Origin of the sequence: Leucobacter chironomi DSM 19883 (assembly GCF_000421845.1) — a bacterium.
Classification (GTDB): domain Bacteria; phylum Actinomycetota; class Actinomycetes; order Actinomycetales; family Microbacteriaceae; genus Leucobacter; species Leucobacter chironomi.
Window position 1 is genome coordinate 127,901 of sequence record NZ_ATXU01000001.1, and the last position, 16,205, is coordinate 144,105.

General features: G+C 70.6%; 12 protein-coding genes. 6 read left to right on the forward strand and 6 right to left on the reverse strand.

Annotation, left to right across the window (positions count from 1 at the left end; all coding sequences use genetic code 11):
* Window positions 1–2 precede the first annotated feature (2 nt).
* The 6 genes from H629_RS0100505 to H629_RS0100530 all read left to right on the forward strand — a co-directional run bounded on the left by H629_RS0100505 (window position 3) and on the right by H629_RS0100530 (window position 6,622).
* The gene (locus H629_RS0100505) at window positions 3–1,058 is read left to right on the forward strand and encodes an alpha/beta hydrolase (protein WP_084705306.1); all 1,056 of its coding nucleotides are present in this window, start codon (window positions 3–5) and stop codon (window positions 1,056–1,058) included.
* Entirely contained in the window at window positions 1,055–2,119 is a 1,065-nt protein-coding gene (locus H629_RS0100510) for an alpha/beta hydrolase (protein ID WP_029746376.1), read from the forward strand. Before H629_RS0100505 ends, H629_RS0100510 begins: the two co-directional genes overlap by 4 nt.
* Window positions 2,116–3,495, forward strand: coding sequence for a multidrug effflux MFS transporter (locus H629_RS0100515; protein ID WP_240470982.1), 1,380 nt, complete (start codon window positions 2,116–2,118; stop codon window positions 3,493–3,495). The genes H629_RS0100510 and H629_RS0100515 overlap by 4 nt, the downstream gene beginning before the upstream one ends.
* A 32-nt stretch (window positions 3,496–3,527) precedes the next feature.
* A complete protein-coding gene (locus tag H629_RS0100520) occupies window positions 3,528–4,943 on the forward strand; it encodes an aldehyde dehydrogenase family protein (protein WP_024355403.1) in 1,416 nt (471 codons plus the stop codon).
* Between the two features lie 105 nt (window positions 4,944–5,048).
* Window positions 5,049–5,405, forward strand: coding sequence for a nuclear transport factor 2 family protein (locus H629_RS0100525; RefSeq protein ID WP_024355404.1), 357 nt, complete (start codon window positions 5,049–5,051; stop codon window positions 5,403–5,405).
* An 83-nt stretch (window positions 5,406–5,488) separates the two neighbouring features.
* Window positions 5,489–6,622 (forward strand): tyramine oxidase subunit B, encoded by a 1,134-nt coding sequence (locus H629_RS0100530; RefSeq protein WP_024355405.1) that lies wholly within the window; start codon window positions 5,489–5,491, stop codon window positions 6,620–6,622.
* Between the two features lie 121 nt (window positions 6,623–6,743).
* On the opposite strand, the gene H629_RS0100535 is transcribed toward H629_RS0100530, so the two are convergent.
* The 6 genes from H629_RS0100535 to H629_RS0100560 all read right to left on the reverse strand — a co-directional run bounded on the left by H629_RS0100535 (window position 6,744) and on the right by H629_RS0100560 (window position 15,966).
* Window positions 6,744–9,254: a DEAD/DEAH box helicase gene (locus H629_RS0100535; protein WP_024355406.1), complete on the reverse strand. Its 2,511-nt coding sequence runs from the start codon at window positions 9,252–9,254 to the stop codon at window positions 6,744–6,746.
* Window positions 9,255–9,395: 141 nt separating this feature from the next.
* A complete protein-coding gene (locus H629_RS15610; RefSeq protein ID WP_240470983.1) occupies window positions 9,396–10,232 on the reverse strand; it encodes an endonuclease domain-containing protein in 837 nt (278 codons plus the stop codon).
* Window positions 10,233–10,575: 343 nt separating this feature from the next.
* Window positions 10,576–11,454, reverse strand: coding sequence for an ABC transporter ATP-binding protein (locus H629_RS0100545; protein ID WP_024355408.1), 879 nt, complete (start codon window positions 11,452–11,454; stop codon window positions 10,576–10,578).
* Window positions 11,451–13,310 carry a dipeptide/oligopeptide/nickel ABC transporter permease/ATP-binding protein gene (locus H629_RS0100550; protein WP_024355409.1) on the reverse strand — a complete coding sequence of 620 codons (1,860 nt, stop codon included), beginning with the start codon at window positions 13,308–13,310 and terminating at the stop codon, window positions 11,451–11,453. Before H629_RS0100550 ends, H629_RS0100545 begins: the two co-directional genes overlap by 4 nt.
* A complete protein-coding gene (locus H629_RS0100555) occupies window positions 13,307–14,248 on the reverse strand; it encodes an ABC transporter permease (protein WP_024355410.1) in 942 nt (313 codons plus the stop codon). Before H629_RS0100555 ends, H629_RS0100550 begins: the two co-directional genes overlap by 4 nt.
* 173 nt (window positions 14,249–14,421) lie before the next feature.
* Complete coding sequence (locus H629_RS0100560) at window positions 14,422–15,966, reverse strand: ABC transporter substrate-binding protein (RefSeq protein ID WP_084705307.1); 1,545 nt, start codon at window positions 15,964–15,966, stop codon at window positions 14,422–14,424.
* Window positions 15,967–16,205 lie beyond the last annotated feature (239 nt).

Here is a 16,205-nt window from a genome sequence, read left to right on the forward strand (position 1 = left end):
CCATGAGCACCGACGTCACCGAGACGACCGCCGGAACCGGATCCGCCCGCCCCGTCGCGCACGGCCGCCCCACCGTCGCCCCCGTGCCCTTCGACCGCGAGATCGCCCCCGTGCTCGAAGCGCTCGCGGCCGCCCCGCAGCCGGGGCTCAGCCGCGAGACCCTGGCCGCGATGCGCGAACCCGGGCTCGGCCCGGGCTTCCCGAGCGGCGCCGAACTGGTCGCCGGCCGCGCGGTCACCGCCGAGGAGCGGGTCATCCCCGGCCCCGACGGCGCCCCCGACCTCGAGATCACGGTGTTCGCGCCGGCGGATCGCGGCCCCGATCCACTGCCCGTACTCGTCAACTTCCACGGCGGCGGCATGATCGTCGGCCACCGCTCCTGGGAGCACGGCCGCGTGCTCGACCTCGTCGAGCGGCACGGCGTGGTCGGCGTCAACGTCGAGTACCGCCTCGCCCCCGAGGACCCGTACCCGGCGGGAGCCGAGGACAACTACGCCGCCACCCGCTGGGTCGCGGAGCACTCCGACGAGCTGGGTGTCGATCCGGGTCGCCTCATCGTGATGGGCGGCAGCGCGGGCGGCGCCTTCGCCGCTGCGGTGTCGCTCATGGCCCGCGACCGCGGCGGCCCCGCGATCGCCGGGCAGCTGCTGCTGTGCCCCATGCTCGACAACACCAACTCGACCGTGTCGAGCCTGCAGTACGACGGCATCGGCACCTGGACGCGCGACGCGAACCTGCTCGCCTGGGAATGCGTACTCGGCACCGAACTGGCCTACTCGGAGCAGGCGCCCGCCACCGCGGCCCCATCGCGCGCCGCGGATCTCTCCGGCCTGCCGCCCGCCTTCATCGAGGTCGGCGCTGCCGAGATGTTCCGCGACGAGGACGTCGACTACGCCACCCGCATCTGGGCGACCGGCGGCCAAGCCGAACTGCACGTCTGGGCCGGCGGCTGCCACGGCTTCGACATGTACATGCCCGACGCCGAGATCACCCGAGCCGCGCTCGCATCGCGCGACTCGTGGATCGCCCGCATGATCGGGGCGGGGGTCGAGCGATGACCGCCCAGCAGCCCTACCGCGCCGTCGAGCCGGAGATCCGCCCCGCGACGGTCCCCTACGACCCCGAGCTCGAAGCGGGCCTCGCCTTCTTCCTCGACCTCGTGGAGCGGATCCCGCTGCGCGCCCACACGATCCTCGAGAACCGCGCCCACTTCGCCTCGATCACGCCGTCGATGGAGGTGCAGGCCGACGGCCGCGCGATCGAGTGGGAGCACCGCACGATCCCCGGCCCCGCGGGCGCCCCCGACGTCGAGGTGACGATCGTGCGCCCCCGCGAGGCGGCGACGCCCGGCAAGGCGGCGACGCCCGCCGGCGAGGCGACGCCCGCCGGTTCCGCCCCCGCCCGCCCCGGCGTGCTCGGCATCCACGGCGGCGGCTACGTCCTCGGCACCCGCTTCTTCGGCACCGCCGAGCTGATCGACCTCGCCGAGCGATTCGGCACGGTGGGCGTCGCGGTCGAGTACCGCCTCGCCCCCGAGCATCCCGCCCCGGCCGCGGCCGAGGACTGCTACGCGGCGCTGGTGTGGATGGCGCAGCACGCCGACGAGCTCGGCATCGACCCCGACCGCATCGTCGTCTCGGGGGCCTCCGCCGGCGGCGGCCTCACCGCCGCGGTGTCGCTCATCGCGCGGGACCGCGGCGGCCCCGCGATCGCCGGCCAGCTCGTGGGCTGCCCCATGATCGACGACCGCAACACGACGGTCTCGGCGTGGCAGTACGACGGCATCGGCGCCTGGGATCGCAACAACAACGACACCGGCTGGGACGCGGCGCTCGGCGCCGACCGCGGCGGCGAGCGCGTGCACGCCTATCAGGCGCCAGCCCGCGCGACCGACCTCTCCGGGCTGCCGCCCGCGTTCATCGAGGTCGGCTCGGCCGAGGTGTTCCGCGACGAGTCCGTCGACTACGCGAGCCGCATCTGGGCGGCGGGCGGCGACGCCGAGCTGCACGTCTGGTCCGGCGGGTACCACGGCTTCACCGGCTTCTCGCCGGACGCCACCGTGTCGCGGGCGGCGAACGACGCCCGCGACAGCTGGTGGCGCCGGATCCTCGCCCGATGAGCGCGCGCACGCGCCGGCGGGCGGGGGGCTCCCCCGCCCGGCCGATGGGGCTGCTGCGCATCACGCTGGTGCTCGGCCTGCTCGAAGCGTTCGGCCCGCTCTCGATGGACCTGTACCTGCCGCAGCTGCCCCAGCTGGCGCGCACGCTCGGCACCTCCGACGCGCTCGCGCAGGCGACGATGTCGGTGTGCATGATCGGCCTCGGCATCGGCCAGCTCGTCGCGGGCCCGCTCTCGGACCGCTTCGGCCGCAAGCGGCCGCTCATCGTGGGCGTGGTGCTGTTCGCGGTGCTCTCCGCGGTGTGCGCCGTGGCGCCGACGATCGAGGTGCTGCTCGCGGCTCGGCTGCTGCAGGGGCTCGCGGGATCGGCGGGCGTGGTGATCAGCATGGCCGTCGCGCGCGACCTGTTCCACGGGATCGAGCTGTCGCGGATGCTGTCGCTGCTGGCGCTGGTGACCTCGCTCACTCCGATCATCGCGCCGGTGATCGGCGGCCAGCTGGCGCGGGTGATGGACTGGCGCGGCATCTTCTTCGTGCTGGCCGGGATCGGCCTCGCGCTCGTGTTCGTGGCCGTGTTCGGGCTGCGCGAGTCGCTGCCCGAGAGCGGGCGGCATTCGGGCAGCGTGCTCGGCACGACGGCGAGCCACGCCTCGGTGGTGCTGCGCGATCCGCTGTTCGTGGCGCTGATGCTGGCGGCGTGCCTGGGCGGTGCGGCGTTCTTCTCGTATCTGTCGATGTCGAGCTTCGTGCTGCAGGGCCAGTTCGGGCTCACACCGCAGCTCTTCAGCCTCGTCTTCGCGATGAACGCGCTCTCCCAGCTGGGCGGCGCGCAGCTCAGCCGCGTCTTCGTGCGCCGCTTGGGCACGGCCCGCATGTACCTGACGGGCCAGCTCGCGGGTGCCGTCGCGGCGTGCGCACTGCTCGGCGCCACCTTGCTCGGGGCACCAGCGCCCGTGTTCATCGCCCTGCTCGCGCTGTATCTGGGCGCGGCCGGGCTCGGCGGCCCGAACGGCACCTCGCTCGCCCTCGGCGGGCACGGTGCCCGCGCGGGCACCGCGTCGGCGCTGCTCGGCATGGCGATGTTCACGGCGGGGGCGGTGGCCGCCCCCGTGGTGTCGGCGCTCGCCGGCAGCTCGGCGGCGACGATGGCGACGAGCATCGCCGCGGCCTCGGCGGCCGCCGCGCTCATCGGCTGGCTCGCGGTGCGGCGGCTGGCTCCGGCGGACGCCCGGCGCCCCCTCACCCCGCGGGCGCGGGCGGAGGCCGAAGCGGCGTCCCTGCCGGGCACCGCGACGGGGCCCGTGCCGACTGTTCCCTCAGAGACAACGGGGGCACCGCACGAGTCAAGCCCTCCTCTGCGCGGAGAGCTACCCTGATGATGTCTAGCGGTATTCGACCTGGAGGATCCATGGAAACCTACGAAAGCCTGCTCGCAGCGATCGTCGCCACTGACGGCGAGACGCGCGACTCGGTCAACCCGGCCACCGACGAGGTGATCGGCAAGGTGCAGAAGCAGTCGATCGAGGATCTCGAGGCCGCGATCGACAAGGCCGAGGCCGCGCAGCCCGCGTGGGCTGCGCTCAGCGACGACGAGCGCCGTGCGTACCTGCACCAGGCCGCCGACAAGATCGAGGCCTCGGCCGAGGCGCTCGCCGAGCTGCTCTCGCGCGAGCAGGGCAAGCCCCTCAACGGCCCCAACGCCCGCTTCGAGGTGGGCGGCTGCGTCGCCTGGACCCGCACCGCGGCCGAGACGCCCCTGCCCGTCGAGGTCATCATCGACGACGAGTCGGGCTACGCCGAGATGCACTACCGCCCCATCGGCGTGGTCGGCGCGATCTCGCCCTGGAACTGGCCCATGATGATCTCGATCTGGCAGATCGCACCGTCGCTGCGCATGGGCAACACCGTCGTCATCAAGCCGGCCGACACCACCGCACTGTCGGTGCGCGCGCTCGTCGCCGTGATGAACCAGGTGCTGCCCGAGGGCGTGCTCAACATCGTCACCGGCCCCGGCCGCACCGTGGGCGACGCGCTCACCCGCAGCCCGAAGATCGGCAAGATCATGTTCACGGGCTCGACCCCGGTGGGCCAGCAGATCATCGAGGCCTCTGCGAACAACGTGACCCGCCTCACGCTCGAGCTCGGCGGCAACGACGCCGGCATCGTGCTGCCCGATGTGGATCCCGCGGCCATCGCCGAGGATCTGTTCTGGGGCGCGTTCATCAACACCGGCCAGACCTGCGCCGCGCTGAAGCGCCTCTACGTGCACGACTCGGTGTACGACGCCGTGGTCGAGGAGCTCGCGAAGTTCGCCGCGAACGTGCCGATGGGCGTCGGCCTCGACGAGAACAACGTGCTCGGCCCGCTGCAGAACCGCGGCCAGTTCGACACCGTCGACCGCCTGGTCGAAGCCGCCAAGGCCTCGGGCGCTCGCGTGGTGCTCGGCGGCGAGCCGGATCGCGACGCACCCGGCAACTTCTACCCGACCACGATCGTCGCCGACATCGATCCGCACAACGACCTCGTGGTCGAGGAGCAGTTCGGACCGGCGCTGCCGATCATCCGCTACAGCGACCTCGACCAGGTCATCAAGCTCGCGAACGAGCTCGAGTTCGGTCTCGGCTCCTCGGTGTGGACGCAGGATCGCGCGAAGGCGCTCGAGGTGGCCGGCCGTCTCCAGGCCGGCACCACGTGGATCAACTCGCACGGCGGGCTCCACCCGATGGTGCCGTTCGGCGGCGCGAAGAAGTCGGGCTACGGCCGCGAGTTCGGCGTCGAGGGCCTGAAGGCCGTCGCCGAGCCCCAGGTGATCAGCGGACGCTGATCCCGAGAGGAAGTGCGGAGGGGGAGCGTTCGGTCCGCGAACGCTCCCCCTCTGCGCCGATGACCAGCAGCACGTCTCCGATTCCATAGTGAAAGAGCAGCAGTCATGAGTGAAGCAGCAGCCGTCGAGGCCGCAGTGCAGAAGTACGTCGACGGGTGCGCAGCCGCCGACGCCGATGTCGTGCGGGACGCCTTCGACCCGAACGCGGTGATGTGGGGCTACCTCGGCCCCGACTACGCCACGATGAGCGGCGCCGACTTCGCGGCGAACGTGGTCGCGACGGCCGAACCCGCCGGCCCCGAGTACTCGTCCGAGATCCACAGCGTGACGGTCACCGGCGACGTCGCGCACGCCGTGCTCGACGAGCGGGGCTTCCTCGGCGCCGACTTCCGCAATCACTTCGGACTCATCAAGCGCGACGGCGTGTGGCGCATCACGAGCAAGGTCTTCACCACCGTCTGAACGCCCGCGATCCGCCGTCCCGAGCAGCAGCAGCCGGCGGATCGCCCCGCCTCGGACCAGCCCCGCCTCGCCGAAGGAGCCCCGTGACCGCCGACCCCGGCCTCGACTTCCTCTACCTCGACGAGCCCGACATGATCGCCGCCGGCGTGACCGACATGGCCGCCTGCGTCGACACGATGGCCGATGTGCTCGCGCTCTTCGCGCGCGGCGACTACCGCATGGCGGGGCACGACGGCCTCTCTCACGGAGCAATGCTCTCGTTCCCCGAGCATCCCGTGTTCCCCGGCATGCCGGCCGACGGGCCGGACCGCCGCTTCATGGCGATGCCCGCCTACCTCGGCGGCGACTACCGCACCACGGGATGCAAGTGGTACGGCTCGAACGTCGAGAATCGGCGACGGGGCCTCCCTCGCTCCATCCTGATGTACACCCTCAACGACACCGACACCGGGGCGCCCCTCGCCATCATGTCGGCCAATCTGCTGAGCGCCTACCGCACCGGAGCGGTGCCCGGCGTCGGCGCCCGGTATCTCGCACGCGAGGGGGCGCGCACCATCGGCGTCGTGGGTCCCGGGCCGATCAACCGGGCCTCCTTTGAAGCGTTCATGGCGGTGCGCCCCGCGATCGACGCCGTGAAGGTCTACGGCATCGTCGACGCCGACGTGGCCGCGTTCATCGCGTGGGTGCGGGAGCACTCCCCCTCGGTCACGACCGTCGAAGCGGTCGACACCATGGAAGCCGCGGTGCGCGGATCCGACATCGTGAGCATCGCGGTGCCGAGCCCCTCGGGATCGCAGCACTACCCCTTCATCGTCGACGACTGGGTGCAGCCCGGGGCGCTCGTGTTCTGCCCGTCGCACCTCGCGCTCGACGAGGCGCTCGTGCGTCGGGCGCGGCACGTGGTCGACGCGCGGCGCATCTACGAGGTGTGGGTCGACGAAGTGCCCGCTCCCGCCTTCGAGACCGTCGGGCTGTGGGGCGTGAATCTCGTGGAACGCGTGCGAGACGGGCGGATGCCGGCCGAGCGCTTCGAAGACCTCGGCGAGATCATCCCCGGCATCGCCCGCGGGCGTGAGCACGAAGACGAGGTGTTCGTGTTCGGCACGGGCGGCCTGCCCGTGCAAGACGTCGCCTGGGCCACGAAGGTGTACCGCAACGCGCTCGAACGCGGCATCGGCACGCGCCTGCGCCTCTGGGACGCCCCGGCGCTCTCCTGAGGCGCAGGGCCGGGGCGTCGCCCGCAGCCCGCGCGAACGGCTGCGGCCCGGGATCTCTCAGTCGAGAGTTCCCGGGCCGCAGCCGTCAATGCTTCGGAGCACTCGTCAGAGGCTCGACGCGCTACCAGCGCGGCTTGCGCTTGCCGTCCGCCCGATTGCTGCCGCCGTCGCGGTTCCCGCCGTCGCGGTAGCCGCCATCGCGGTTGCCGCCGTCGCGGTAGCCGCCATCGCGGTAGCCGCCATCGCGGTTGCCGCCGCGGTCGTAGCCGCCGCGACGATCGTCTCGATCGTAACCGCCTCGTCCGCCACGGTCCCGGTCGTAGCCGCCGCGATCCGAGCGGTCATTGCGGCCGCCGCGATCGTAGCCGCCGCGATCATCGCGCGATCCGCGATCGGAACGATCGTAGCCGCCGCGATCGGAACGATCGTAGCCGCCGTTGCCGCGGCCGTAACCGCCACGGTCGTCCCGGTCCCGGCGCTGGTAGCCGCCCGAACGGTCGTTGCGATCGCCACGATCGTTGCGGCCGCCTCGGTCGCCGCGGTCGAAGCGGTCACGACCGCCGCCGTAGGAACCGCCCTTGTCGACCGCCATGTCGATGAGCTTGCCGCTGATGCGCGTCTGCGCGAGCCGCTCGAGCGCCTCGGCCGACAGCTGCTTCGGCAGCTCGACGAGCGTGAACTCGTCGCGGATCTGGATGCGTCCGAAGTCGTCGCGCGACAGTCCGCCCTCGTTCGCGAGAGCGCCCACGATCTGTCCGGGCTTCACCTTCTGGCGGTGTCCCACCTCGATCCGGTACATGGCCAGGTCGTCACGGCGCTCGCGCGGACCGCGATCCGCACGCTCGCTCCGATCGCCGCGCTCGGGCCGGTCGCCGCGGGCGCGATCCCGCGAACCGTCCTCGAGGAACCGCGCAGCCTGCGCCCGGTCGCGTTCGAACTTGCGGTCGTCGGATTCCGAGAGCAGCAGCGGCGTCTCGCCCTGCGAGACCACCGCGAGCGCGGCGGCCACGTCGGCCTCGGGCACGTTGTGGTGGCGCACATAGTGATCGATGATGTCGCGGAAGGCCTCGATGCGCTTGGTCTCCTCGAGCGCCGCCGTGATGGCGTCGTCGAAGCGCGAGAGGCGGGTCGCGTTGACCTCGTCCACGCGCGGCAGCGGCATCTGGGTGAGCGGCTGCTTCGTGGCCTTCTCGATGGCGCTGAGCAGACGGCGCTCGCGCGGCGTGACGAAGCTGATCGCGTCGCCCGTGCGGCCGGCGCGGCCCGTGCGGCCGATGCGGTGCACGTAGCTCTCGGTGTCGATCGGCAGGTCGTAGTTCACGACGTGGCTGATGCGCTCCACGTCGAGACCGCGCGCCGCCACGTCGGTCGCCACGAGGATGTCGAGCTTGCCGTCCTTGAGCGCCTGCACAGTGCGCTCGCGCTGAGCCTGCTGGATGTCGCCGTTGATGGCGGCCGCCGAATAGCCGCGAGCGCGCAGCTTCTCAGCCACCTGCTCGGAGTCGCCGCGGGTGCGGGTGAAGACGATGAGGCCGTCGAACTCCTCCACCTCGAGGATGCGGGTGAGCGCATCGAGCTTCTGCGTGTACGACACCACGGTGTACCGCTGGGTGATGTTCGAGCTCGTCTGCGTCTTCCCCGCGATCTTCACCTCCTGCGGGTCGTTGAGGTGCTGCTGCGAGATGCGGCGGATCTGGGCCGGCATCGTCGCGGAGAACAGCGCGACCTGCTTCTCGGCGGGGGTGTCGGCGAGAATCGTCTCGACGTCCTCCGCGAAGCCCATCTTGAGCATCTCGTCGGCCTCGTCGAGCACGAGGTACTTGATCTGCGAGAGGTCGAGCGAACCGCGGTTGAGGTGGTCCATCACGCGGCCGGGCGTACCCACCACGATGTCGACGCCGCGGCGGAGCGCGCTCAGCTGCTGGCCGTAGGCCTGGCCGCCGTAGACGGGCAGCAGCCGCACCTCGGGCAGGTGCGAGGCGTAAGACTCGAAGGCCTCGCAGACCTGCAGCGCGAGCTCTCGGGTGGGGGCCAGCACGATGGCCTGCGGCACCCCGAGGCCCGGCTCGATGCGGGAGAGGATCGGCAGCGCGAACGCCGCGGTCTTGCCGGTGCCGGTCTGGGCGAGGCCCACGACGTCGCGGCCGCTGAGCAGCACGGGGATGGTCGCCGCCTGGATGGCCGAGGGGTTCTCGTAGCCCACGTCGGTGATGGCGCGCAGCACGTCGGGGTTGAGCCCGAGGTCGGCGAAGGTGGTGCGCGGCTTTTCGGCCGCCTTTTCGGCCGCAGGCGCCTTTTCAGTAGCAGGCTCCTGTTCGGCCGCAGCCTCGGGCTGGGCCGCAGCGGGCTCGGCCTCGGACGCGGCTTCTGCCGGGGTCTCGGTCTCCGACTCGGCGGCTGCGTCAACCTCGGTCTCGGCGGCCTCAGGCGCGGTGTTCTCGGCGGGCGCGGCGGCTTCGGTCTGGGGTTCGGCCGGCGCCTCGGGGGTGGTCTCGGATGCGGTGCCGGCCGGGGTCTCGGCCTCCGCGGGAACTTCGGGCTGGGTTGCAGCCGGTACAGCAGCCTCGGTGGAGGCTTCGTCGGTGGCGGTCTCGATGGGCTCGCCTACGTCGACGTTTTCAGAATTGGTCATCATACAATCCTACCGCGGATTGCGCGACGCCACGCCGGACCTCCCGGATCCCCGCCCACTCCCCCAAATCCCGCGCCGGGGTCACCCCTCCCCGCCCGCCCCCCGACCCCGACCCCCGCAGTTCAGGGGGTGGATCGCAGCTCATGCTGAGCTTTCGCTCGAAAAGCTCCGTGTGAACTGCGATCCACCCCCTGAACTGCGGGGCCGGCCCTGCGAGATGGCACGCATGATCGATTCCTGCACCTCGGGCCAGGCGGAGAAAACCTGGTGGTAGCCGACACGAATGGTGCGATATCCATTCAGGGCGAGTTCGGCGTCATGGCGATTGTCCGCGTCGCGCTGCTCACCGGTGTGGTGACCGCCGTCGATCTGCAGCACGAGCCACCCTTCGATAAGAAAGTCGACCCGGTGTCCCAGCAGAAACGCCTGCGCCACGAAGCGCAGCCGGAGCGATCGCAGTCTCCGCATGACGTAGCTCTCTACCCCGGAGTCGGAGAACGGCGTCGCGGCGAGGAGAATCTCCTTCGCGCGCCCGATGTACTGGTAGCCCCGCAGGGCTTCTAACGTCACGAGGCCACGATTCAGCGCGGATTCCCAAACCGCGAGAGCTTCTTCAGGAGGCTGACAGCTCGCGACGTAGTTGAGCGCGTTTTCGATGGAGTCGAGGATCATGCCTGGTTCCCGACGCCGCACGGGGAGGCCCCAGTGGAGTGGGTGCCCGATGCGCACCGGCGCATGCGCGTGCGGGGCGCGCACGGCGAAGTGCGGGCCGTCGTCATGCTTGCGCCACAGTCCGAGTCTCGCGGTCACCGAGACGCAGCTGAGCAGCACGCCACGCTCGACCGCGTAGACCAGTTCGGGATCGGCCGAACGCAACGCGATCCACCCCCGCTGCGGCCGGATCACCTCGCCCTTCGCCAGCGCCGTGCGCAGCGCGTGGACCGAGAATCCTCGAGCCTGCAACTCGCTGGCGCGCATGATCCCACCGCCCCGGTACAGCTCTGATGTCAGCCTCATGCCCCCATGCTCGCCGAGGCCTCACCCCCTACCAGCACCCACCCCGACATCTGTGCACAACTGCGCTGCACACACCGCGAACCCGCCCCTGTGAGCGAAGTCCACGCCGCCGACACCCCCGCAGTTCGTGCAGTGGATCGCAGCTCAGGCGGAGGTTCTCAGCGAGAACCTCCGCCTGAGCTGCGATCCACGCCCTGAGCTGCGGGCAAGGGCAAGGGTACGGCAGGGGGATAGAGCTTAGGGCAGGGGTTGGGGGGGCAGACCCCGGGGGCCGGAGCCTAGGGGCAGCCCAGGGGCGGGCGGACTACGCCGCGGGCGCCTCGCGGAGCGACAGCCACTCGGCGCGGCGCTCGGCCTGCAGTGCCGGGTCGGCCACGGGCGAGGCCGCGAGCAGGCGCTGGCTGTAGGGGTGCTGCGGATCCCGCGTCACCAGCTCGCCGTCGCCGATCTCGACCAGGTTGCCGCGGTACATCACGGCGACGCGGTGGCAGATGCGCCGAACGACGCCCAGGTCGTGCGAGACGAACAGGTACGACACCCCGGTGTCGCGCTGCAGCTCGATGAGTAGGTCGAGCACCGTCGCCTGCGTGGTGAGGTCGAGCGCGCTCACCGGCTCGTCGCAGATGATGAGCCGCGGTCGGCGCACGAGAGCACGCGCGATCGCGATCCGCTGCCGCTGGCCGCCCGAGAACTCGCTCGGATAGCGGTCGATCACGCTCGCCGGCAAGTTCACGCGCTCCAGCATCTCGCCCACCACCTTGCGCGCTTCGGCGCGGGAGGTGCCAGCGGTCGAGAGCGGCTCGGCGAGGATGTCGCCGACGGTCATCATCGGGTTCAGCGATCCGTAGGGATCCTGGAAGACGACCTGGATGTCGGAGGCGAGGTCGCGCCGCGCGCGGCCCTTGAGGTGCGTGATGTCGCGGCCGTCGAAGGTGATCGAGCCGCCCGCGACGGGCACGAGGCCGAGGATCGCCTTGCCGAGCGTCGACTTGCCGGACCCCGACTCGCCGACGAGGCCCACGCACTCCCCCGCACCGATCTCGAGCGAGACCTCGTGCAGCACCCGGTTGGGCTTGCGCCGCGAGCCGTACTCGACGACGACGTTCTCGGCCCGCAGCAGGGGCTCGCGGTGCGCCGCCGGCTGCACCGCCGGCGCGGTCTGCGACTGGATCGTCTCGCTCATGCGTGCTGCTCCTCGTTCGTGGCGTGGACGGCGCCGGGGTGGGCGGGTGCGGTGCGGGCGAGCCCGGCGTCGAGCTCGGCGCGGCTCTCCGCCCCGTCGAGCGAGGCCGCGATGAGCTCGCGGGTGTAGTCGCTGTGCGGGTTCGCGAAGATGGGTCCAACGTCGTCGATCTCGACGATCGACCCCGAGCGCATCACGACGACGCGGTCGCACAGGTCGGCGACGACGCCGAAGTTGTGGGTGACGATGACGAGCGCCATGTCGTACTCCTGTTGCAGCTCGCGCAGCAGTTCGAGCACCTCGGCCTGCACCGTCACGTCGAGCGCCGTGGTCGGCTCGTCGGCGACGAGCACCGACGGCCGGCCCGCGATCGCACCGGCGATGAGCACGCGCTGGGCCATGCCGCCCGAGAGCTCGTGCGGGTACGACTTCATCACGCGGGCGGGATCGACGATGCCGACGCGGTCGAGCATCGCGAGCGCCCGGTCGCGCGCCTCGGTCCGGCTCATGCCGTGCACCGCGCGCAGCGGCTCGGTGAGCTGGAAGCCGATCGTGTACGAAGGGTCGAGGTTCGACATCGGCTCCTGCGGGATGTAGCCGATCTCGTGCCCGAGCAGCTGGGCCCGGTCGCGCTTCGAGAGCGTGGTGACGTCCTCGCCGCCGATCCAGATCGCGTCGGCCGTGTAGTAGCCCGACTTGGGCAGCAGGTCGAGCATCGAGAACACCGTCTGCGACTTGCCCGATCCCGACTCGCCCACGATGCCGAGCACTCCGCCGGGCGACACGTCGAGGGTGATGCCGTGCACCACCTCGACCTCGCCGTCGGCGGTCTCGTAGTTGACGCGCAGGTTCTCGAGGCGCACCGCCGAGTCGACGGCGGCGACCGAGATCGAGCCGGTCGTCGTCGCGGTGGCGCCGGCGGGCTTCTTCTCGGCGTTGAGGCGCGCGATCCGCTTCCGCTCCCGGCGCGACAGCGTCGGCGTCTTGACGCTGATGACGTCGGCGAGCGTCGACCCCATGATGGCGAGCGCGGCGATGGTGATGCCGAGCGCGAGCGAGGGCCAGAGCAGCAGCAGCGGATCGGTGCGCATGACGCGGAAGCCCTCGTTCATCGCGGCGCCCCAGCCGGGGGTGGTGCCGCCGCCGATGCCGAGGAACTGCAGGCCGGCCTGCATACCCATCGCCATGCCTGCGGTGAGGGCCGACTGGATGACGATCGGGGCGATGACGGCGCGGATGACGTGGCGCCCCATGATGCGGATGTCGGACAGGCCCGCCACCTTCGCCGCGTCGACGTAGGCCTCGCCGCGGACCGCCATGACCGTGGAGCGGGTGAGGCGGAAATAGCCGGGGGCCATGAAGACGCCGACGGTGATCATGAGCACGGTGAAGTCGTTGCGGAAGGCCGCGGCGACGATCAGCAGGATGATCATGCCGGGGATGGCCTGGAGTCCGTCGCTGATCCAGGTGCCGATGCGGTCGACGGTGCCGCCGTAGTAGCCGGCGGCGAGGCCCGAGGGCACGCCGATCACGAGCGAGGTGACGATCGCGACGAGGGCGCCCCACAGGGTGATCTGGGTGCCCCAGATGATGCGGCTGAGCACGTCGCGGCCGGTCGTGTCGCCGCCGAGCGGGTGCTCGGCGCTGGGCAGCGCGCGGGTGAGGCCGAGGTCGACCGCGTTGGGGTCGTGGGGCGAGAGCCAGGGCGCGAACACCGCGACGAGCACGATGAGCAGCAGCAGCACGGTGGTGATGGCGCCGGCGGGGCGGCGCAGGAAGCGGGCGAACGTCGTGCCGCGGCGGCCGCCGCGCGAGTCGACGGCGTCGGCGACGGTGTCGGTGATCGGTGCGGTCATTTCACACGAGCCTTCGGGTTGATCCAGCCGAGCAGGATGTCGAGCAGGAAGTTGACGATGACGACGAAGATGACGGTGATCACCGTGATGCCGAGCAGCATCGGGATGTCGCCGTTCTGGGAGGCGCCCTGCGTCATGGCGCCGATGCCCGGCAGGGCGAAGATCTGCTCGACGACGATGGCGCCCGAGAGCAGGCCGACGAACATGAGGGCGAGGATCGTGAGCGAGGCCGGGGCGGCGTTGCGCAGCAGGTGGATCACGACGCGCCACTGGGGCAGGCCGCGGCTGCGCAGCGTGCGCACGTAGTCCTGGCGGTCGGCCTGCATGATGGCGTTGCGCAGTTGCTCGGCGATCATCACGATCGCGCCGAGCGCGAGGGCGATCGCCGGCAGCGTGATCGACTGCAGCCAGCCGCCCACGGACTGCGAAGGCTGCGTGTAGCCGACGGCCGGGAACCACTTGAGCTGCACCGCGAAGGTCATCACGAGCACGAGCGCGACCCAGAAGCCGGGCAGCGCGAAGAGGATCACGGAACCGGCCTTGACGGCGCGGTCGATCCAGGTGTTGGGGCGGAGGCCGGCGACGACGCCGAGCACGCCGCCGAGCACGGCCGAGAGCAGGATGGAGACGGTCACGACGGAGAGCGTGACCGGCAGCTTGAGGGCGATCTGCTTGCCGATGGGCTGGAAGTTCTTCCAGGAGTCGCCGAAGTCGCCGCGCAGCATGCCGCCGATCCAGTCGCCGAACTGCACGAGCAGCGGTCGATCCGTGCCGATCTTCTGCGCGAGCGCGGCCTGGGCCTCGGGCGTTGCGGCGCTGCCGAGCAGGCCGAGCGTGGGATCTGGGATCGCGGCGTGCGCGAGGAAGAATGTGCCTGTCGCGACGGCGAACAGCAGGATCACCCCCGAGAGCAGCCGCTTGAGCGTGAATGAGAGCATCGGATCTCCTGAGTCGAGTTGTTACATATCGTCGTCCCGAGCGGGCGAGGCGAGCCGCAGGCTCGCGGGAGGCGAGATTCTGCGACTCGCTCCGCGCGTGACGAGACGGGTGGGCCCGGCCGTTGAGCCCCGTTCCCTTCGACAGCGTCGGGGGAACGGGGCTCAGCGGCGGATCAGCCTTCGAGGTTGATGTGGCGGAGCGTCGGGAACATCATGCCGATGACCGGCGTGACGGTGAACTCCGACGTGGAGATGTAGGCGTTGTTGGCCTGGTACCACACCGAGTAGAAGGCCTGATCGGTGACCATCTCGTTGAGCTTCTCGATCTCGGCCGTCTGGGCCTCGCCGGGCTCGGCGGTGAAGACCTTGTCGGCCTGCGCCTTGATCTCGGGGAAGCCGTCGACGCCCGGGGTGGGGTTGTACCACTGCGGGTTGACGATCTGGCGCTCGACGGTGGCGACGGCGTTGCCGTCCATCGAGATCACGCCGATGAACATCGGGTAGGTGGGGGCGTTGCCCATGTAGTCCATGAACTGGAACTCGTCCCAGGTCACCTTGATGTTCAGCTCGCCGAAGACCTGCTCGACGGTGGCCTGCCAGGCCTGGAAGGGCTGAGCCATCGGCATCTTCACCTCGAAGCCGTCGGCGTAGCCCGCCTCGGCGAGCAGCTTCTTCGCGGTCTCGATGTTCGGCGCGTAGAGGTCGTTCAGCTCGGGCAGGTTGCCGGTGGTGCCGTCGGGGAACACCTGGTTGGTGTCGACGCCGGCGCCCTGGCCGATCGCGCCCAGCATCTCAGCGCCGTTGAAGGCGTAGTTGAGGGCCTGGCGCACCTTGAGGTCGCCGAGGGGCTTGCCCATCTCGGTGGATCCGGTGCGGTCCGTGAACTGCAGGCCGACCCAGGTGGCGACGCCGGAGCTGACGTTCCAATCGTAGTCGGGGGCCATGTCGATCGCGGTCTGGTCGCCGTAGATGACGTTGAACTGGCCGCCTTCGAGGCCGTTGAGCATCGCGGTCGGGTCGCTGAGCGGCGAGATCACGAGCGGGTCGAAGGGGAAGTCGGCTGCGGCCCAGTGGTCGGCGACCTTGTCGAAGTGGTACTCGGAGCCGGCGACGCTCGAGTCGGAGAGCGTGTAGGGGCCCGATCCGACGGGGGCGGTGGCGAGGCTGCCGTCGTCGATGGCGGAGGGGGCCATCATGTAGCTGCGGCCGAGACCCATGAAGTACAGGATCGTGTCGTCGCGCTGGTTGAGGTGGATCGCGATGGTGTCCTCGTCGACGGCCTCGAAGCTGTCGACCTTGGTGTAGGCCTCCTGCGAGCGCACGCCCTGCTTGAGGTACTCGAGGCTCTTGACCGCGGCCTCGGCGTTGAACTCCTCGCCGTTGGAGAACACGGCGTCGGTGCGGAGGTCCATCGTGATGGTCTTGAAGTCTTCGGAGACCTCCCACTTGGTGGCGAGGGCCGCCTCGGGCTCGCCCTTGCCGTTGTCGACGACCAGCGGGTCGTAGATGGCGGACAGGTAGGGGCCGTCGAAGCCGATGTCGGCGAGAGCGGGATCCCAGGAGGTCACGTCAAGGAAGTTGCCGACGTTGAGGGGTGCGACGGCGCCTTCGCCGCCCGCGTCCCCGTTGCCGGCGTCCGCCCCGCCCGAGGAGCAGGCGGTCAGCGCGAGCGCCGCTGCAGCGACGGCTGCGAGGCCCGTGAGGGTTTTCTTCATCATGTCTACTTCTCTCGTCTTCGGAGATGTGGGTGAGGGTGAGGCACCGTTGCAGCTCCACCGCGCAGCCCGGGAACAGGGTCCCATCAGATGCGATGGACGTCACTTCGGCGTGCCGTCGGATTTCATTCTACGCACGTTGACAATAAAAACAAGTCGGGCGGCGCGGCAGAAATGTCACGAAAACGACACGGTTCTCGCGAGGGGCGCACTGGCGCTCCGCCCCGCGGATCGTATACGAT